Here is a 17177-nt window from a genome sequence, read left to right as displayed (position 1 = left end):
GCGTTACGGCTGACCGACGAGCGCCTGCACGAGCGCCGGGGCTTGCGGCGAACCGAGGCCGGTCACGTAGTCGTAGCCACCCGCGGCGTTGCAGACGCTGCCGCAGCTGCCGTTGGACCCGGTCGTGACGTCGTGATAGTCGCTGCCGTAGGCGTTTTTCCCGACCGTATAGAGCGTGTTGTAGGTACCGCTCAACAGGCTTTTGCCGGCCGCCGCGCGCAGCGAATTCGCGATCGCGACGAGTGCCGACCATTGCGGCGCGCCCGCGCTCGTGCCGCCGACCTGGAACCAGCCCGCCTGCCCCTGATAGCTGACCGAGTCGTATACCGCGAAACCGCTGGACGGATTCGCGTCGTAGCTGACGTCGGGCACGCCGCGCTTGCCGGCGACCGGAATCGGCCATGCGGTCTGGCCGACCGGTTCGGCCTCGAGGGAACTCACTCCGCCGCCGCTGCCGCTCCACGCGGCCTCGCTGACGTAGGCGCCGGACGTGTCGGTTGACAACGTCGTGCCACCTACCGCCACCACGTACGGCGATGCCGCCGGGTACTCGGTGCCGGTGCCGCTGTCGCCGGACGACGCGACGAACGTGACGCCCGCTACGTTGAAGTGGTTGTCGAAGCTGGTTTCGCTGCTGAACTCGTTGCCGCCGAAGCTCATCGACACGACCGACGCGCCGCGCTTGACCGCGACGTCGATCGCGGCCATCAGGTCGTTGAAGCTGGCCGATGCGGCCTCGACGAGGATGATCTTCGCCTTCGGCGCGATCGCATGCACCCATTCGACGTCGAGCGACATCTCGAGAGCCCAGCCCGAATCGGTTCTGGGCCGCGTGCCCCGCGCGTACACCTTGGTGAAGCAGCCGTTCGCCGTGGTGCACGCCGGCAGCGAGAACGCGCTGCTGAACACGCCGAGATCGGCTTCGATCTTCGGGTCGTCGTATGCGTCGACGATCGCGACGACCATCCCGTCGCCCTGGTTGGCGAGTGTGTCGAACCCGTACGCATGCCGGACGAGCGCGGGCGTGAGACCGGCGATCGTGGCCGTGCTCGCGCGCGGCTTCGTATGGAACGGCGGACGCGCGAACCCTTTCGGCGCGCGGTGGCCTTCGACGTAGGACGGCGCTCCGTCGTCGGCGGCGAGCGCGACAGTCGACGCGAGCAGCGACGCGCACAGCGCCGGAATCAACATGGATGACAGGCGGATATTGTTCATTTTCTGAATCTCCATGTCGATGGAGTAGGGTGGCGAAACAATTCTACGGAATCGGCAATGCGGATTGCATCAAATATCGGTCTAATTCGGGAAAGCGCTGATAAGGGAAAGTACGTGGAATGCCCATGAAACCTGGGGTTTTGAGGGTTAACGTGTGGCGGGGTAAAGCGACATTTTCTATTTTTAAAATGCTGAATAAATTAGCGATCGTGACTTAATTGGTTTGTAATATCCTGTGTAATGCGCTGGAAAATATCGATTGAGGCAGTCGTGCCGGAATAATGAAATGCATCGTGCCGGTGCGGCCCGCGCCGGGCCATGCCGACCGGCCTGCCGGCATTGCCGTCGCGGCGCGATTCCGCATACAGTTCGGCGTAGGCCGCATCCGCCATGCGGCCTCGTCAGCGAGGAGTTCCCTTGTTCTATTCGATCGTCGCGATCTTCGTCGGCGCGGGGCTCGGCGCATTGCTGCGCTGGTTCCTGAGCCTGGCGCTCAACGCGTTCTTTCCCGCCGTGCCGCTCGGCACGCTCGCCGCGAACCTGATCGGCGGCTACGTGATCGGCATCGCCGCGGTCGCTTTCACCATCCGCGTCGGGCTGCCGCCCGAGTGGCGGCTGTTCGTGATCACCGGCTTCCTCGGCGGCCTCACGACGTTCTCGACCTATTCGGTCGAAGTGATGACGCACGCGGTGCAGGGCGAATTCGGATGGGCGTTCGCGGTGGCTGCCCTACACTTGACTGGATCGTTCACGCTGACGGCGCTCGGCATGTGGACCGCGCGCGCGTGGTTCGCGGCGGCCTGAGCGCGCCGGCACCGGGAGGACGCGATGGACAGGGTCTTCTTGCGCTTCTACGTGCACGAGCAGGACCGGCTGCACTGGAAGCCGCTGTGGGAGTGGTTGCTGGAGGAAGGCAACCGGATGGGCGTCGCGGGCGGTTCCGCGTTCCGCGCGATGGCCGGCTTCGGCCGGCATCGGGTGCTGCACGAGGACCGCTTTTTCGAGTTGCAGGGTTCGCTCGCGATCGAGGTCGAGTTCATCGTCACCGAGGACGAGGCACGGCAACTGCTCGAGCGGCTGTCGCGCGAGAAAGTGCGCGTGTGCTACGCGATGATTCCGGCGAATTTCGGCGTGATCGACACGCTCGAGGCGCCGCCGGCGCAGGGGCCGGCGGCGTAGCGCAACACGTCAGATGCCGAACATCGTCAGCGACACGGCGGCGCGCGTGACGATCATCAGCAGCACCTGCACGATCACGAACAGCAGGATCGGCGACAGGTCGATGCCGCCGAGGTTCGGGATCACGCGGCGCAGCGGGTTCAGGAACGGCGCGGTGAGCTGGTAGAGGATAGGCATCGCCGGCGAGCGCGGATTGAGCCACGACAGCAGCGCCATCAGGATTGTCATCCAGATCACGAGATTGAGCGCCCACTTCACGACGGTGAGCAGCGCGACCACGACGAGCGTCGCGATCACCGAGGCCGGATCGAAGCCGGCCATCACGACCATCAGCACCACATAGACGAGCGCCGTGAGCAGCGCGGCGACGACGCTCGCCCAGTCGATGCCGCGCACGCCCGGGATCACGCGGCGCAGCGGCAGCACGAGCCAGTTGGTCGCTTGGAGCACGGCTTGCGTGACGGGGTTGTACGGCGGCACGCGGACGGCCTGCATCCAGACGCGCAGGATCAGCGCGGCGCCGAACAGCGTGAAGACGGTATTGAGCAGAAAACGGGCGATCTCGCCGAACATCGTTGGCATCCTTTTTATACAGTCGAGTAGCGTGCGGCCGCCAACGCCGGATGGCGGCGCATCGGCCGACACCTTATCACGCCTCGTCCCGCGACGGGGAGGGGTGCCCGGTCGTGCGCGCGAGCGACGTTTCGACGGCCTGCGCGAGCGCCGGCAGGGCGGCGGGCGGCGCGGCGCGCTTCGCCGCGAGCGCGACCGCGCGGCGGGTCATCAGCGCATACAGCGTCGCGTGGTCGCCGCCGCGTGCCTCGAGCAGCGCGAGCTGACGCTCGACGATGCCGGTGTCGCCGCGCGATACGGGGCCCGCGAGCGCGTTCGCGAGGCCCTTGTCGCGCGCGGTCTCGATCGTGCCGGCGAGCATCGGCAGCAGCGCGCGCAGCGCGGCTTCCTCGTCGAAGCCGAGGCCGCGCCACAGCTCGACCGCTTCCGACAGCCCGCACAGCGCGAAGCTCGCCGCGTAATGCGCGGCCGCGTGATACAGCATTCGGCCGCCGGCCGGAATCGACAGCGGATGGCAGCCGAGTGCGGCAGCAAGTCGCAACAGCGTCGCGTGCAGCGCGCCGTCCGCTTCGAGCGTGACCGAGCAGCCGTCGATGCGGGCGAGATCGGCGTCCGTGCCGCCGAACAGGTAGAGCGGATGGAAGCCACCGGTGGCCGCGCCTTGCCGCTTTGCGGGGTCGAGCAAATCGACCGCCGATGCGCCGCTGCAGTGGACGAGCGCCTGGCCCGCCGCGCGCAATGGATCGAACCGCAGCGCCGCGGCGGTCGACGCGAGATGGTCGTCGGGTACGGTCAGGAAGATCAGGTCGGCCGCGTCGACGACCTGCTGCGGCGTGTCGACCGCCCGGCAGCCGTCGATGCGCGCGGCAAGTGCCGTGGCCGATTCCGCCGTGCGGCTCGCGATCGCGACGACCGGAAAGCCGGCTGCCGCGAAACGCCGGGCGAGGCAGCGCGCCAGGCGGCCGGCGCCGATGAAGCCGAGGCGGGGAATGTCGGGGAGGGACATGGCGAGTCACGAAGCGAAAACGGAGCAGCCGCCAGTATCGCAGGAATGACGGGGCGGTCGCGGATGGGCGGTGCCGGGCAGGGACGCCGTGGGCGCCGGCATTCGACGCGGGGACCCGGTCAATTCGCGGAGCAGTCTCGCCGTCCGATGACGATCGCCGAATCCGGCCCCGAATCATGCGGGGGTCGCGTCTCGCTTGAATTGTCGGCGTCTTGTCTCAAATTTGTAATCGTTCATTACGGAGGCGTGCCTGCCGCGCTCACCGGATCCGGTAAGACTGACCGGGCAATATGTCGCGATTTTACTGGTCGGACGGAATCACGCGACTGGCAAGGGATGTCGAGGATCCGCAAAGCCACGCCGCACGGTGTCTGCAGCCGCGTGGAATTGCAATTTGCAACAAATGCGCGATACGCGCGGGGCGGGTTTTCGCTACATTGCTTCCATGCGACGTGCATGCCCGCCGTTGCCGACAGGAGCGCATAAATTACCGCTCCAGCAGGAGAATCGAAGTGAAAAAGCTCATTCCGTTCATCGCCGCCGCCGCGCTGGGCCTGGGTGCCGCGAGCGCCGCGCAGGCTCACGTGTCGATCGGGGTCGGCATCGGGGTCCCGATCGCACCTGCGTATCCCGTATATGCAGCGCCGCCGCCCGTGTATTACGCGCCGCCCCCGCCGGTGTATTACGCGCCGGCGCCGGCGTACTATGCACCGCCCCCCGTGGTCGTCGGCGGCTACTACGGTCGTCCGTACTGGCGTCACGGTTATGGTGGCTGGGGTCACCACGGCTGGCGTCGTTGACGCATTCCGCGCGGCGGCCTGACCGCGCGCGGCAAAACGGCGCAACGTCCCTTGCGGGGCGTTGCGCCGTTTTTCATTTTGGGGCGCGGCTCGGCGTGTGGCCGGCGTTGGGCGGTCACACCGCGTGGACGATCAGGTCGCGATAGCCGCCGACGATCACGCTGTACGAGAAATACGCGAACAGCAGCGCCGACGCGACATGGCACGCGCGCATCAGCCCCGCGCCCGCGCGCTTGCGGCCCTGGCTCGCGAGCGTGCACATGAAGAGCGTCCACGCGAGGCCGCCGAGGAAGAAGCCGGACAAGAACACCGACGCCGTCGCCGGTGTGGTCGCGCCGGCTTTCGCGATCAGCGCGCCGCCGACCGCCGCGAACCACAGGATCGCGCTCGGCGACGACATCGCGAGCAGCATCCCGCGCATGAAGCTGCGCCGCGCGCTGGCCCGCGGCTGCGGCGTGTCGTCCGCATCGCCATCGTCGGCGCCGCCGGCCGGCGCGAGCGCTTCACGTGCCATCTTCCACGTGAGGAACAGCAGCACCGCACCGCCGCCGATCCAGACGATCCAGCGCACGGCCTCGAACTGCAGCAGCACGGCCATCCCCGCGAGCGCGAGCGCCGCGTAGACGAGATCGCCGACGCACGAACCGACGCCGAGCCAGAAGCCCGGCCGGAAGCCGTGCGACAGCGTCAGCGACAGCATCGCGACGTTGACGAGGCCGATGTCGAGACATAGCGACAGCGACAGGAAGAATCCGTCGGACAGCATCGAGGCGGGGGGAAAGCTCATCGTCGTTCTTGTCGGGGGCGTTCAACGCGCGGACTTACAGTCCGATCTCCTGCCAGAGGCGGTCGACGCGCGCCTTCACGGCGGCGTCCATCTCGATCGGGCGGCCCCATTCGCGGTTCGTCTCGCCGGGCCACTTGTTGGTCGCGTCGAGCCCCATCTTCGAGCCGAGGCCCGCGACGGGCGACGCGAAATCGAGATAGTCGATCGGCGTGCTGTCGACCATCACGGTGTCGCGCACGGGGTCGACGCGCGTCGTGATCGCCCAGATCACCTCGTTCCAGTCGCGGATGTTCACGTCCTCGTCGACGACCACGATGAACTTCGTATACATGAACTGCCGCAGAAAGCTCCACACGCCGAACATCACGCGCTTCGCATGGCCGGCGTAGCTCTTCTTCATCTGGACGATGGCCATCCGGTAGCTGCAGCCCTCCGGCGGCAGGTAGAAGTCGGTGATCTCGGAGAACTGCTTCTGCAGCAGCGGCACGAACACCTCGTTGAGCGCGACGCCGAGCACGGCCGGCTCGTCGGGCGGCTTGCCCGTGTAGGTCGAGTGATAGATCGCGTCGCGGCGCATCGTGATGCGCTCGACGGTGAACACCGGGAACCACTCCTGCTCGTTGTAGTAGCCGGTGTGGTCGCCATACGGGCCTTCGAGCGCGTGCTCGTACGTCGCCGACGCGTTGCCGGCTGGCCGTGGCGGTGCGCCGGCCGGGGCAGGGGCGGGCGCGCCTTCCTGCGGATAGATGAAGCCTTCGAGCACGATCTCCGCGCGGGCGGGAACCTGCAGCGTGTCGACGCCGGGCGTCAGGCATTTCGCGAGCTCGGTGCGGCTGCCCCGCAGCAGGCCGGCGAACTGATACTCGGACAGCGAATCGGGCACGGGTGTCACCGCGCCGAGCGTCGTGGCCGGATCCGCGCCGAGCACGACCGCGACCGGATACGGCTTGCCGGGGTTCTTCAACGCGAATTCGCGGAAGTCCAGTGCACCGCCGCGATGCGCGAGCCAGCGCATGATCAGCTTGTTGCGGCCGATCAGCTGCTGGCGGTAGATGCCGAGGTTCTGGCGCGGCTTGTTCGGCCCGCGCGTGACCGTCAGGCCCCACGTGACGAGCGGCCCCGCGTCGCCGGGCCAGCAGGTCTGGATCGGCAGCTTGTTCAGGTCGACGTCGGCGCCTTCCCAGACGATCTCCTGGCACGGCGGCGACGACACCGATTTCGGCGCCATGTCCCACACGGCCTTCGCGAGCGACAGCAGCTTGCCGGCGTCCTTCAGGCTCTTCGGCGGATCCGGCTCCTTCAGGGCGGACAGCAGCCGCCCGAGGTCGCGCAGCGAGCCGAGCGCGGCGTCGTCGCCCGCATCGACACCCATCCCGAGCGCGACGCGGCGCGGCGTGCCGAACAGGTTGCCGAGCACCGGGAACGCATTGCCGGGCGGCGCGGCGAACAGCAGCGCCGGGCCGCCGGCGCGCAGCACGCGGTCGCACAGCTCGGTCATTTCGAGCACGGGCGACACGGGTTGCGTGACGCGCCGCAGTTCGCCGAGCGCCTCGAGGCGCTGGATGAAATCGCGTAAGTCTTTGTATTTCATGAGGAAGGTCCGGGCCGCCCGCAAGTCGGGCAGCGATGGGCGGGCGCAGCGGCCGGCTGCGGCCCCGAATCGACCGACGATTTTACCCGCGCCGCCGCACGCACGCCCGGCGGAGAAAAAAGTCGACCGCGCGCAGAGCCCCTACGGCAGGGGGCTCGCGATCTGAAGGGCGATTCAAAATTACTTTTTGTTATAATTTGGCGGTTTTATAGTGTTGACGATCTATAAAACCCTGCTAGAATCCGCTCACATTGGCTGCAGGGTAAACGGCTTCGAGCCGCCAATCACCGATCTTTGACGCAGCGCGTCACCGTCCGCCGAAACCTGCACGGCGTATTCGACGGCCTTTGTCGTAGTCCCAGCCAGCGCCACCAGACGCTGGTTTTTTGCGTGGGTGCCACCGCGTATGCCCGCCTCGCCCAGTGTGCGAAGGTGCCGGCCCTCTTACACCGTGGCCTCGAACGGTACTTATACCGTTTCCCCGATGCTTGCGCGTCCCAACCAAGGCGTGCGGCATCGTGATTCCGCGGCGCGTTTTCTGTCTCGCCATCGAGCCGAGCGAGCCGCACGAGTCATGTTCATGGGAGATGATCTGAATGAACGCTTGGTTATCGTGGCGTCCCAGTCAGCAGCATGCACAAATCGTGCGCAACATGCTGCGTCGCGGGACGCGTGTCAGTCACCATTTATTCAGCGTTGTCGGCTGTTTCGCTGTCGCGATCGCACTTGCCCTGTGGCTGCTGCCGACCGTGCGCGGGAACCTTGCCGCGAAGCTGATGCCGGTTGTGTCCGCGGCCGTGCAGGCCGGTCCGGCCCGTCTGCTGACCGGTCATCCGCTGCCGAACTTCGCGCCCGCCGGCGCGCAGCCGCAGCAGGAAGACGCCCCTGAAACGGATGCGCTCGCCGTCGGTCTCGACGTCGCACCGGAAACCGCCGCGCAGAACGATGCGTCCGATCAGGCCCGCAACGGCCCGTCGCCCGTCGCGCTCGCGAAACTGATCCCGTCCCAGCGGGTGCCGGCCGATGCGCGCGACGATCGTGCGCTCGCGTCGAATCGCCAGCAGGCGCTCGTCGCCACCTACCTGTCGCGCCGTTACCGGGTCGCCCAGGAGCCGCTCGGCCAGCTCGTCAAGGCCGCGTTCCAGACCGGCCACGACGTCGGCCTCGATCCGCTGCTGCTGCTGTCCGTGATGGCGATCGAATCGGGCTTCAACCCGTACGCGGAAAGCGGCGTCGGCGCGCAAGGCCTGATGCAGGTCATGTCGAAGGTCCATTCCGACAAGTTCGAATATTTCGGCGGTACCGACACCGCGCTGCAACCGCTCGCGAACCTGCAGGTCGGCGCGCTCGTGCTGAAGGACTGCATCGCCCGCGGCGGCTCGCTCGCGAGCGGCCTGCGCCTGTACAACGGCTCGACGAACCCGGACGACACCGTCTACGGCTCGAAGGTCATGGCCGAGCGCGGCCGCCTGCGCGACGTCGCGCATGGCCGCAACGTGCCGGCCAATGCGCCGCAGGCGCCGGCCCAGCCTTCGAAGCCGATCGTCACCGCGGCCGTGACGGCAACGGCAGGCGGCGCGAAGCGCGTGCACGCGACGCTCGACGGCGCGCAGCCGATCACCGCGAAGGCTGCCGCCACGCCGAAGGGCGCGCCGCAGCAGGACGACGCGAGCGTCGACACCGCGAAGCAGCCGCACGGCGATCACTCGGAACTTGGCGCGTAACGTCCCGCGGTTCCGGCCAGGCTCCAGCAAAAAGGCACCCGATTCGGGTGCCTTTTCTTTTTTGTGCGGCGGAAGGGGCCGGCGTGCCGGCCTGGAAGGCCGGTCGGTCGTCTCAGTGCTGGCCGAACAGCGTCGCCAGCCGCTCGACGGCCTCTTCGAGGCGCGAGTAGGCGGTCGCATAGGACAGCCGGATATAGTCGCGCGGCGCATGCACGCCGAAATCCATGCCCGGCACCAGCACGACGCCTGCGTCGTGCAGCATCGCCTGCGTGAGCGCGGCGCTGTCGCCGGCCGCCGGATGGGCGACGCCGCCGCAGTGCGCATACACGTAGAACGCGCCGTCCGGCATCACGGGCACCGTGAAGCCGAGCCGTTCGAGCGCCGGCGCGATGAAGTCGCGACGACGCTTGAATTCGAGGCGGCGCGCTTCGTAGATGTCGAGCGCCGCCGGTTCGAAGCACGCGAGCGCCGCGTGCTGAGCGAGCGCGGACGGGCAGATGAACAGGTTCTGCGACAGCTTTTCGAACGTGCTCACGAGCGCGGGCGGCACGACGAGCCAGCCGAGCCGCCAACCGGTCATGCTGAAGTACTTCGAGAAGCTGTTGACGGTGACGACATCGTCGCCGTAAGACAGCGCCGACACAGGCGCCGCGTCGTAGCTGAGCCCCTGGTAGATCTCGTCGACAATCGTGAAGCCGCCGCGTGCGCGCACGGCCTCGACGATGCGCTTCAGTTCGTCCGGCTCGAGCGACGTGCCGGTCGGGTTCGACGGCGACGCGAGCAGCACGCCGCGCGTGCGGTTGCCCCAGCGCGTGCGGACGTCGTCCGCGGTGAGCTGGAAGCGCGCTTCCGGGCCGCTCGGCACGAGCACGGGGCGGCCTTCGGCCGCCGCGACGAAGTGCCGGTTGCACGGATACGACGGGTCGGGCATCAGCACCTCGTCGTCGCGGCCGACGAGCGCGAGGCACGCGAGCAGCAGCGCGGCCGACGCGCCGGCCGTCACGACGATCCGCTCGGGGCTGATCGTGAGGCCGTAGGCGCGCGCGTAGTGCGCGGCGATCGCTTCACGCAGCGGTGCGATGCCGAGCGCGCTCGTGTACTGCGTGACGCCGCGGCGCAATGCCGCCGCGGCCGCCTCGACGACGGGCTCCGGTGCGGTGAAATCCGGTTCGCCGATGCCCATGTGGATAACATCGCGCCCGGAGGACTCGAGCCGCTGTGCCTCCTTCATCAGTTCCATCACGTAGAAGGGCTGGATCGCGTCGACGCGTGCGGCGAGCGTGACGAGCGAATCGGCGGTGGTATTCATCGGTCGGGCGGGGCGGGAAGGGGAGGAGAACGAAAAACGGGCGCTTGCGCGCCCGTCCAACTGCGGAATCAGCCGTTGCGGCGCGCCTGCGTTTCAGCGGGGCGCAGCTTCGCGGCAAGCTTGTCGAGCACGCCGTTGACGTACTTGTAGCCGTCGGAGCCGCCGAACGTCTTCGCGAGTTCGACCGCTTCGTTGATGATCACGCGGTACGGCGTTTCGACATGATGCGTGAGCTCGAACGTCGCGATCAGCAGCACCGCGCGTTCGACCGGCGACAGCTGGTCGACCGGACGGTCCAGCGACGGCGTGAGGGCTTCGACGAGCGTCGCATGCTCGCGAATCACGCCGTGCAGGATCGCGTCGAGCAGTTCCTTGTCGGCCTTGTCGTAACCGAGCGCGCCGCGCAGTTGCGCGTCGATCTCGCCGGAGGCCGCGTTCGACAGCAGCCACTGATACAGGCCCTGCGTCGCCAGCTCGCGCGATTGTCGGCGGGCGCTCTTCTTCATGCGCGCTCCTCTTCGTCGTCTTCGTCCTCTTCTTCTTCGTCTTCGTCGTCGCCGAGTTGGTCGAGTGCCATCGTCAGGTTGGCCATCTCGACCGCGACGCGTGCGGCGTCACGACCCTTTTCGGTCATGCGCGCGACGGCCTGCTCGTCGTTTTCGGTCGTCAGGACCGCGTTCGCGATCGGCAGGTTGAAGTCGAGGCCGATGCGGGTGATGCCCGCGCCGCTTTCGTTCGACACGAGTTCGAAGTGGTACGTCTCGCCGCGGATCACCGCGCCGAGCGCGATCAGTGCGTCGAACTGGCCGCTTTCCGCGAGCTTTTGCAGCGCGAGCGGGATTTCCAGCGCGCCGGGCACCGACACGAGCAGCACGTCTTCACCGGAGACGCCGAGGCGCTCGAGTTCTTCGACGCACGCATCGGCGAGGCCGTTGCAGACGGGTTCGTTGAAGCGGGATTGCACGATGCCGATACGCAGGCCGTCGCCTTCGAGATTCGGTTGGTATTGTCCGATTTCCATGATCTGGTCCGTGGTGTGGATGAACGGTTATAGGGCGAAAGCGTCGTGGCGGGTTACGCGTTGGACGCCGGGCAGGACTTGGCTTCGCCGCCGGGCATCGGAATGAAGCCCGTGACTTCGAGGCCGTAGCCGGACATGCTGCCCAGCTTGCGCGGATTCGACAGCACCTGCATCTTGCCGACGCCGACATCGCGCAGGATCTGCGCGCCGATGCCGAACGTCTTGAAATCGACCGGCCGGCGCTTCAGCGCAGCGGCCTTTTCTTCCTCGTCGAACGCCTTGAAGACGTCGATCAGGTGTTCCTTCGTGTCGCCGCAGTTGAGCAGCACGATCACGCCGAGGTCGCGTTCCGCGATGTCGCGCATCGCCGCGTCGAGTGTCCACGAGTGCGTCGAGATGCTCGTCTCGAGCAGGTCGAGGACCGACAGCGGCTCGTGCACGCGCACCGGCGTATCAACGTCGGGCGACGGCGTGCCGCGTACCAGCGCGATATGCGGCGAGCCGCTCGGCTGGTCGCGGTACAGCACCGCGCGGAACGTGCCGTGCGCGGTCTGCATCGTGCGTTCGGCGATCCGCTCGATGATCGATTCGGTGCGGCTGCGGTACTGGATGAGGTCGGCGATCGTGCCGATCTTCAGGCCGTGTTCCTTCGCGAACTCGAGCAGGTCGGGCAGGCGCGCCATCGTGCCGTCGTCCTTGATGACCTCGCAGATCACCGCGGCCGGCGTGAGCCCGGCGAGCGCGGTGAAGTCGCAGCCGGCCTCGGTGTGGCCGGCGCGCACGAGCACGCCGCCCGGCTGCGCCATGATCGGGAACACGTGGCCCGGCTGCACGATGTGCTCGGGGCGGACGTCGTGCGCGACCGCCGTGGCGATCGTGTGCGCGCGGTCGGCGGCCGAGATGCCGGTCGTCACGCCTTCGGCCGCTTCGATGCTGACCGTGAACGCGGTGCCGTACTGGGTGCCGTTGCGGTAGGTCATCAGCGGCAGGTGCAACTGCTTGCAGCGTTCCTGCGTCAACGTCAGACAAATCAGGCCGCGGCCGTACTTGGCCATGAAGTTGATCGCTTCCGGCGTGACGAATTCGGCGGCGATCACGAGGTCGCCTTCGTTTTCGCGGTCTTCTTCGTCGACCAGGATCACCATCCGGCCGGCTTTCAACTCCGCGATGATGTCGAGCGTGGAGGCGAGCGTCATAAGGGGGGCGAGAAAGAGGAAAGTGCGTATTTTACGCCAGCCGGACCGCGTTTCGGCTGGCGCCGGCTGCGGGCGGCCGGCGAGCGCGCCGAAACGCGGTGCGACCGGCCTGCGAGGCGGGCTTGCCCGGGCCGCCGCGGCTGGCCCGACGACAGGCAGCCGCAGGCCGGCCGGGGCCCGGCCGTGCGTCAGGCGTGCTCGTTGCGGCCGCCGAGGTAGTCGAGCTTGCCGAGCTCGACGCCGCTGTGACGCAGGATGTCGTACGCCGTCGTCACGTGGAAGAAGAAGTTGGGCAGCACGAAGTTCAGCAGGTACGACTGCCCGGTGAACTCGATCGGGCCGACGCGCATCTTGAGCACGATCTGGCGCGCTTCGCTGCCGTCGATCTGCGCGGCCTCGAAGCTCTTCAGATAGTCAATCGTCTTCTGGATGCGCGCATGCAGTTCGTCGAACGATTGCTCGACGTCGGGATAGCTCGGGATGTCGACGCCGGCGAGCCGCGCGGCGCAGCCCTTGGCCGTGTCGGTCGCGATGTACACCTGGCGGACGAGCGGCAGCATGTCCGGATAGAGGCGTGCGCCGATGAACACCGACGGGTCGATCTGCTTCTCGGCCGCATGCGCCTGCGCCTTGCCGAGGATGTGCTGCAGGTTGGTGAGGCCGCGGATCAGGACGGGCAACGAAGCCTGGTACATCGAGATGGACATGGGACGACTCCTGGAGGAAAAGGGGGCAGCCGGTACGCGGCGCACGATGCGTCGCGGCGCCGAAACCGCTGCCGTTGCATCTTAGCGCGACGGGATGACCCGTGCGCGTCGTTGGCCATCAGGCCAGGTGTCGGACCGGGCCGGCGGCCGCCATTTCCCATCCAGGGGCCGAACGGCCCGATCAGTCCTGGTGCACGCCCTGCGATGCCGACAGCATCCGCTCGACATACCGCGCGATCATGTCGACCTCGAGGTTGACCTTGTCACCGGCCTTCACGTGACGCAGCGTCGTGACCTCGACCGTATGCGGGATCAGGTTGATCGAGAATTCGCAGCCGTCCGCGCGATCGTCGACCGTGTTGACGGTCAGGCTCACGCCGTTGACCGTGATCGAGCCCTTGTATGCGAGATAGCGGCCGAGCTCGCGCGGCGCGACGATCCGCAGCTCGTGCGATTCGCCGACCGGCGCGAAGCGCGTCACGGTGCCGAGGCCGTCGACGTGGCCCGACACGATGTGCCCGCCGAGGCGGTCGTGCGCGCGCAGCGCCTTCTCGAGGTTCACTTCGCCCGGCTGTGCGAGGCCGACCGTGCGGTTCAGGCTTTCGCGCGACACGTCGACGTCGAATCCGGTTTCGGTCTTTTCGATGACCGTCATGCACGCGCCCTGGATCGCGATGCTGTCGCCGAGCGCGACATCGGCGAGGTCGAGCCCGCCGGCCTGCACGGTCAGCCGCACGCCCGCGTCGGGCGACGCGCCGAGCGGGTTGATCGATTCGATGCGACCGACGGCCGCGACAATTCCGGTAAACATCGTGACGGCTCCGTTCAATGAGTGACGGGGGGCGGCGCGACGCGCGCCAGGATCCGCAGATCGTCGCCGATCCGCTCGACGCTGTGGAACGCGAGCCGCGTGCGGGCGTCGAGGCTCGCCGGCGCGGCGAGGTCGAACATGCCGGCCGCGTCGCTGCCGAGCAGGCTCGGCGCGAGATAGACCAGCAGCTCGTCGACGCATTGCTCGCGCAGCAGCGAGCCGTTCAGCTTGTGACCGGCCTCGACATGCAGCTCGTTGACGCCGCGCGCGCCGAGCGCCGCCAGCATCGCGGGCAGGTCGACCTTGCCGTGCGCGTTCGCGAGCGGCACGATTTCCGCGCCGCGCGACTTCAGCACGTTCGCGCGCACTTCGCCGGCGGCATCGAGCCGGCCGCAGAAGATCAGCAGCGGCGCGCCTTCGAGCAAGCGCGCATCGAGCGGCAGGTCGAGGCGGCTGTCGACCAGCACGCGCTGCGGCTGGCGCGGCGTGTCGATGCCGCGCACGGTCAAAAGCGGGTTGTCCTCGCGGACGGTGCCGATGCCGGTGAGGATCGCGCACGCGCGTGCGCGCCACGCGTGGCCGTCGAGGCGCGCGGCCTCGCCGGTGATCCACTGGCTTTCGCCGGACGGCAGCGCGGTGCGTGCATCGAGCGACGCGGCCGTCTTCATCCGCACCCACGGGCGGCCGCGCGTCATCCGCGACACGAAGCCGATGTTCAGTTCGCCCGCTTCGTTCGCGAGCAGCCCGCAGCGCACGTCGATGCCCGCGTCGCGCAGCATCCCGAGGCCGCGCCCCGATACCTGCGGATTCGGGTCTTCCATCGCCGTGACGACCTTCGCGACGCGTGCGTCGATCAGCGCGTTCGCGCACGGCGGCGTGCGGCCGAAGTGGCTGCACGGCTCGAGCGTCACGTACACGGTGGAGCCGGCGACGTCATGGCCGCGCGCGCGCGCGTCCTTCAATGCCTGCACTTCCGCGTGGTCCTGGCCGGCCGGCTGCGTGAAGCCTTCGCCGATCACGTCGCCGTCCTTGACGATCACGCAACCGACGCGCGGGTTCGGCGCGGTCGTATACATGCCGCGCGCCGCGAGCGTCAGCGCGCGCTGCATATGGGCGAAATCGGTATCCGAGAACATGCGTGCGGACCCGGGTCAGGCGGCGAGGGCCGCGAATGCGCGACGCGCGGCCGCGAGCGTCGCGTCGATGACCGCGTCGTCATGCGTGCTCGACACGAAGCCGGCCTCGTACGCGGACGGTGCGAAGTACACGCCTTCGTCGAGCATCAGGTGGAAGAAGCGGTTGAAGCGCTCGGTGTCGCTCCTCGTGACTTCCGCAAAGCTGGTCGGCACGCGCTCGGCGAAGTACAGGCCGAACATCGCGCCGATCGAGTCGGCCGCGAACGGCACGCCGGCCGCGCGCGCTTCGGCCGCGAGGCCGTCGGCGAGGCGCTTCGTCTGCGCGGTGAGCGCGTCGTAGAAGCCCGGCGCCTGAATCAGCTGCAGCGTCTTCAGGCCCGCGGCGACCGCGATCGGGTTGCCCGACAGCGTGCCGGCCTGGTATACGCCGCCGAGCGGCGCGAGGTGGGCCATGATGTCGCGGCGGCCGCCGAACGCGGCGGCCGGCATCCCGCCGCCGATCACCTTGCCGAGGCAGGTGAGGTCGGCCGTGATCCCGTAGTGTTGCTGCGCGCCGCCGAGCGCGACGCGGAAACCGCACATCACCTCGTCGAAGATCAGCACGGCGCCGTGCTTCGTGCACAGCGTGCGCAGCGCGTTCAGGAATTCGGGCGTGCCGCGCACGAGGTTCATGTTACCCGCGACGGGCTCGACGATCACCGCGGCGATCTCGTCGCCGAACGCGCCGAACGCTTCTTCGAGCGCGGCGACGTTGTTGTATTCGAGGACGGTCGTGTGCTTCGCGATGTCGGCGGGCACGCCGGCCGACGTCGGGTTGCCGAACGTCAGCAGGCCCGAGCCCGCCTTGACCAGCAGGCTGTCCGCATGGCCGTGGTAGCAGCCCTCGAACTTGACGATGCGGCTGCGGCCCGTGAAGCCGCGCGCGAGGCGCAGCGCGCTCATCGTGGCCTCGGTGCCGCTCGACACCATCCGCACCTGCTCGATCGACGGCACCAGCTTGCAGATTTCCTCGGCGATCTCGATTTCCGCCTCGGTCGGCGCGCCGAACGAGAAACCGTCGGCGAGCACGTTCTGCACGGCCGACAGCACTTCCGGATGGACATGGCCGACGATCATCGGGCCCCACGAGCCGATGTAGTCGATGTACTGCTTGCCGTCGGCATCCCAGAAGTACGGGCCCTGTGCGCGCGAGACGAAACGCGGCGTGCCGCCGACCGAACGGAAGGCGCGCACCGGCGAGTTGACACCGCCCGGAATGGTCTTCTGGGCGCGTTCGAAGAGGATCTGATTGTTGGACATGTGCGAAACCTGCGAGAGAAGGGCGCGGGGGCCTGTGCACGGGCCGCGGCGCCTGGGCGGAACGATCGTCTGATTGTACCGGAGACGCGCCTGGCGGGCCCGCGGCCGGGTCCGCGGCCTTTCGGCGCGTGGGGAATTGGCGGGACGGCCGGAAAGGAGGGCATGATTCGATCGATCGACCGGCCCGATTTCCTGGGGGAACGATCGCCGCGACTGCCGCCCCGGCTATCGCGGCGGCTTGCGCTTGCCGGTCAGCTCGGCCCAGCGCTTCTCGAGCGGGCCTTCGACCATCGGCTTGATCGACGTGCCGGAGCTCTGCGCGTCCCAGGTCTGCACGGAGTACGGGTGGACGCGCAGCGCGTCGCGCGCGATCACGACGTCCTGGTGCGCGTCGACCAGCCAGTCGTAGACGAAATCGATGCACAGCCGGTAGCCGCGCTTCGTCGCCGGGTCGGGCACCTCGTAGGGCGCGCGCGTCACGTAGCCGGAACCGAACACGCCCTTCGGCTCCTTCGCGACGCGGTGCAGAAACACGCGGTCGCCCGGCAGGATGCCGCGCGCGAAGCCGCAGCCCCACACGTCATGCACGGCCTCGCCGGCCTTCACGCGCGCGGCGACGTCGGGCAGTTCGGGCCACGGCCATTTCTTGGGGCTCCAGATCAGCAGGAAGGCGGTCATCGGTTCGGTCGTGCGTCGATTTGGTCAGACAAGAGCGGCGGGGAGCAGCAAGCTTAATCGAATCCGCTCGCGACCATGCGCGACGCCGGCCGCCCGGCACTCTCCGGCCGTGCGCGGCACCCGGCCGGCGGCACGCGAAAAAGTT

The 17177-nt window shown here is 68.1% G+C and carries 19 protein-coding genes; 4 read left to right on the top strand and 15 right to left on the bottom strand.

From position 1 onward, the window contains the following. Positions 1-3 precede the first annotated feature (3 nt). Together DIE23_RS17730 and DIE23_RS17725 are read right to left on the bottom strand one after the other, a co-directional pair. Complete coding sequence (locus DIE23_RS17730; RefSeq protein WP_124613322.1) at positions 4-1215, bottom strand: S53 family peptidase; 1212 nt, start codon at positions 1213-1215, stop codon at positions 4-6. A 200-nt stretch (positions 1216-1415) separates the two neighbouring features. Continuing rightward, positions 1416-1607: a hypothetical protein gene (locus tag DIE23_RS17725; RefSeq protein ID WP_124613321.1), complete on the bottom strand. Its 192-nt coding sequence runs from the start codon at positions 1605-1607 to the stop codon at positions 1416-1418. Between the two features lie 25 nt (positions 1608-1632). Here DIE23_RS17725 and crcB point away from each other — a divergent pair, with 25 nt between their 5' ends. Both crcB and DIE23_RS17715 read left to right on the top strand, forming a co-directional pair. Next, entirely contained in the window at positions 1633-2019 is a 387-nt protein-coding gene (gene crcB, locus DIE23_RS17720) for a fluoride efflux transporter CrcB (RefSeq protein WP_124613320.1), read from the top strand. A 24-nt stretch (positions 2020-2043) separates the two neighbouring features. Next, complete coding sequence (locus DIE23_RS17715; protein ID WP_124613319.1) at positions 2044-2394, top strand: DUF190 domain-containing protein; 351 nt, start codon at positions 2044-2046, stop codon at positions 2392-2394. 9 nt (positions 2395-2403) lie between these two features. Here the strand turns inward: DIE23_RS17715 and DIE23_RS17710 are convergent, their stop codons facing one another. Both DIE23_RS17710 and DIE23_RS17705 read right to left on the bottom strand, forming a co-directional pair. Next, a complete protein-coding gene (locus DIE23_RS17710; protein ID WP_057928544.1) occupies positions 2404-2967 on the bottom strand; it encodes a YggT family protein in 564 nt (187 codons plus the stop codon). Positions 2968-3043: 76 nt separating this feature from the next. After that, on the bottom strand, positions 3044-3973 hold the full coding sequence (locus tag DIE23_RS17705; protein WP_124613318.1) for a Rossmann-like and DUF2520 domain-containing protein: 930 nt from the start codon (positions 3971-3973) through the stop codon (positions 3044-3046). A 512-nt stretch (positions 3974-4485) separates the two neighbouring features. Between DIE23_RS17705 and DIE23_RS17695 the strand changes: the two genes are divergently transcribed. Then, a complete protein-coding gene (locus DIE23_RS17695; RefSeq protein ID WP_124613316.1) occupies positions 4486-4773 on the top strand; it encodes a hypothetical protein in 288 nt (95 codons plus the stop codon). Between the two features lie 115 nt (positions 4774-4888). Here DIE23_RS17695 and DIE23_RS17690 read toward each other — a convergent pair whose 3' ends face one another. Then, entirely contained in the window at positions 4889-5560 is a 672-nt protein-coding gene (locus DIE23_RS17690; RefSeq protein WP_124613315.1) for a LysE family translocator, read from the bottom strand. A 34-nt stretch (positions 5561-5594) separates the two neighbouring features. Further along, positions 5595-7151, bottom strand: coding sequence for a UbiD family decarboxylase (locus DIE23_RS17685; protein ID WP_124613314.1), 1557 nt, complete (start codon positions 7149-7151; stop codon positions 5595-5597). Between the two features lie 596 nt (positions 7152-7747). Here DIE23_RS17685 and DIE23_RS17680 point away from each other — a divergent pair. Then, positions 7748-8875 carry a lytic transglycosylase domain-containing protein gene (locus tag DIE23_RS17680; protein WP_124613313.1) on the top strand — a complete coding sequence of 376 codons (1128 nt, stop codon included), beginning with the start codon at positions 7748-7750 and terminating at the stop codon, positions 8873-8875. Positions 8876-8987: 112 nt separating this feature from the next. Here DIE23_RS17680 and DIE23_RS17675 read toward each other — a convergent pair whose 3' ends face one another. From DIE23_RS17675 to DIE23_RS17635, 9 genes are all read right to left on the bottom strand, one after another. Further along, the gene (locus tag DIE23_RS17675) at positions 8988-10184 is read right to left on the bottom strand and encodes a pyridoxal phosphate-dependent aminotransferase (RefSeq protein ID WP_124613312.1); all 1197 of its coding nucleotides are present in this window, start codon (positions 10182-10184) and stop codon (positions 8988-8990) included. A 68-nt stretch (positions 10185-10252) separates the two neighbouring features. Beyond that, the gene (nusB, locus tag DIE23_RS17670; protein ID WP_059530215.1) at positions 10253-10690 is read right to left on the bottom strand and encodes a transcription antitermination factor NusB; all 438 of its coding nucleotides are present in this window, start codon (positions 10688-10690) and stop codon (positions 10253-10255) included. Next, positions 10687-11205 (bottom strand): 6,7-dimethyl-8-ribityllumazine synthase, encoded by a 519-nt coding sequence (ribH, locus tag DIE23_RS17665; protein ID WP_059530212.1) that lies wholly within the window; start codon positions 11203-11205, stop codon positions 10687-10689. The genes nusB and ribH overlap by 4 nt, the downstream gene beginning before the upstream one ends. 53 nt (positions 11206-11258) lie before the next feature. Next, on the bottom strand, positions 11259-12401 hold the full coding sequence (gene ribBA, locus DIE23_RS17660; protein WP_124613311.1) for a bifunctional 3,4-dihydroxy-2-butanone-4-phosphate synthase/GTP cyclohydrolase II: 1143 nt from the start codon (positions 12399-12401) through the stop codon (positions 11259-11261). Between the two features lie 188 nt (positions 12402-12589). Continuing rightward, the gene (locus DIE23_RS17655) at positions 12590-13108 is read right to left on the bottom strand and encodes a DUF1993 family protein (RefSeq protein WP_124613310.1); all 519 of its coding nucleotides are present in this window, start codon (positions 13106-13108) and stop codon (positions 12590-12592) included. Positions 13109-13289: 181 nt separating this feature from the next. Then, the gene (locus DIE23_RS17650; RefSeq protein ID WP_057928487.1) at positions 13290-13919 is read right to left on the bottom strand and encodes a riboflavin synthase; all 630 of its coding nucleotides are present in this window, start codon (positions 13917-13919) and stop codon (positions 13290-13292) included. 14 nt (positions 13920-13933) lie between these two features. Next, positions 13934-15055, bottom strand: a complete 1122-nt coding sequence (gene ribD / locus DIE23_RS17645; protein ID WP_124613309.1) for a bifunctional diaminohydroxyphosphoribosylaminopyrimidine deaminase/5-amino-6-(5-phosphoribosylamino)uracil reductase RibD — start codon at positions 15053-15055, stop codon at positions 13934-13936. Between the two features lie 15 nt (positions 15056-15070). Further along, entirely contained in the window at positions 15071-16354 is a 1284-nt protein-coding gene (hemL, locus tag DIE23_RS17640) for a glutamate-1-semialdehyde 2,1-aminomutase (protein ID WP_124613308.1), read from the bottom strand. Between the two features lie 225 nt (positions 16355-16579). Then, positions 16580-17032 (bottom strand): hypothetical protein, encoded by a 453-nt coding sequence (locus DIE23_RS17635; protein ID WP_060313004.1) that lies wholly within the window; start codon positions 17030-17032, stop codon positions 16580-16582. Positions 17033-17177: the final 145 nt, after the last annotated feature.

The organism is Burkholderia sp. Bp9143 (assembly GCF_003853645.1).
Lineage (GTDB): Bacteria > Pseudomonadota > Gammaproteobacteria > Burkholderiales > Burkholderiaceae > Burkholderia.
This window is presented reverse-complemented; position numbering and strand designations above follow the sequence as displayed.

What these genes read in the sequence shown, in the direction of transcription:
- DIE23_RS17730 (WP_124613322.1), bottom strand. Translation starts at nt 1,215, where the DNA reads ATGAACAATATCCGCCTGTCATCCATGTTGATTCCGGCGCTGTGCGCG.
- DIE23_RS17725 (WP_124613321.1), bottom strand. Translation starts at nt 1,607, where the DNA reads ATGGCGGATGCGGCCTACGCCGAACTGTATGCGGAATCGCGCCGCGAC.
- DIE23_RS17715 (WP_124613319.1), top strand. Translation starts at nt 2,044, where the DNA reads ATGGACAGGGTCTTCTTGCGCTTCTACGTGCACGAGCAGGACCGGCTG.
- DIE23_RS17710 (WP_057928544.1), bottom strand. Translation starts at nt 2,967, where the DNA reads ATGTTCGGCGAGATCGCCCGTTTTCTGCTCAATACCGTCTTCACGCTG.
- DIE23_RS17705 (WP_124613318.1), bottom strand. Translation starts at nt 3,973, where the DNA reads ATGTCCCTCCCCGACATTCCCCGCCTCGGCTTCATCGGCGCCGGCCGC.
- DIE23_RS17690 (WP_124613315.1), bottom strand. Translation starts at nt 5,560, where the DNA reads ATGAGCTTTCCCCCCGCCTCGATGCTGTCCGACGGATTCTTCCTGTCG.
- DIE23_RS17685 (WP_124613314.1), bottom strand. Translation starts at nt 7,151, where the DNA reads ATGAAATACAAAGACTTACGCGATTTCATCCAGCGCCTCGAGGCGCTC.
- DIE23_RS17680 (WP_124613313.1), top strand. Translation starts at nt 7,748, where the DNA reads ATGAACGCTTGGTTATCGTGGCGTCCCAGTCAGCAGCATGCACAAATC.
- DIE23_RS17675 (WP_124613312.1), bottom strand. Translation starts at nt 10,184, where the DNA reads ATGAATACCACCGCCGATTCGCTCGTCACGCTCGCCGCACGCGTCGAC.
- nusB (WP_059530215.1), bottom strand. Translation starts at nt 10,690, where the DNA reads ATGAAGAAGAGCGCCCGCCGACAATCGCGCGAGCTGGCGACGCAGGGC.
- ribH (WP_059530212.1), bottom strand. Translation starts at nt 11,205, where the DNA reads ATGGAAATCGGACAATACCAACCGAATCTCGAAGGCGACGGCCTGCGT.
- ribBA (WP_124613311.1), bottom strand. Translation starts at nt 12,401, where the DNA reads ATGACGCTCGCCTCCACGCTCGACATCATCGCGGAGTTGAAAGCCGGC.
- DIE23_RS17655 (WP_124613310.1), bottom strand. Translation starts at nt 13,108, where the DNA reads ATGTCCATCTCGATGTACCAGGCTTCGTTGCCCGTCCTGATCCGCGGC.
- DIE23_RS17650 (WP_057928487.1), bottom strand. Translation starts at nt 13,919, where the DNA reads ATGTTTACCGGAATTGTCGCGGCCGTCGGTCGCATCGAATCGATCAAC.
- ribD (WP_124613309.1), bottom strand. Translation starts at nt 15,055, where the DNA reads ATGTTCTCGGATACCGATTTCGCCCATATGCAGCGCGCGCTGACGCTC.
- hemL (WP_124613308.1), bottom strand. Translation starts at nt 16,354, where the DNA reads ATGTCCAACAATCAGATCCTCTTCGAACGCGCCCAGAAGACCATTCCG.
- DIE23_RS17635 (WP_060313004.1), bottom strand. Translation starts at nt 17,032, where the DNA reads ATGACCGCCTTCCTGCTGATCTGGAGCCCCAAGAAATGGCCGTGGCCC.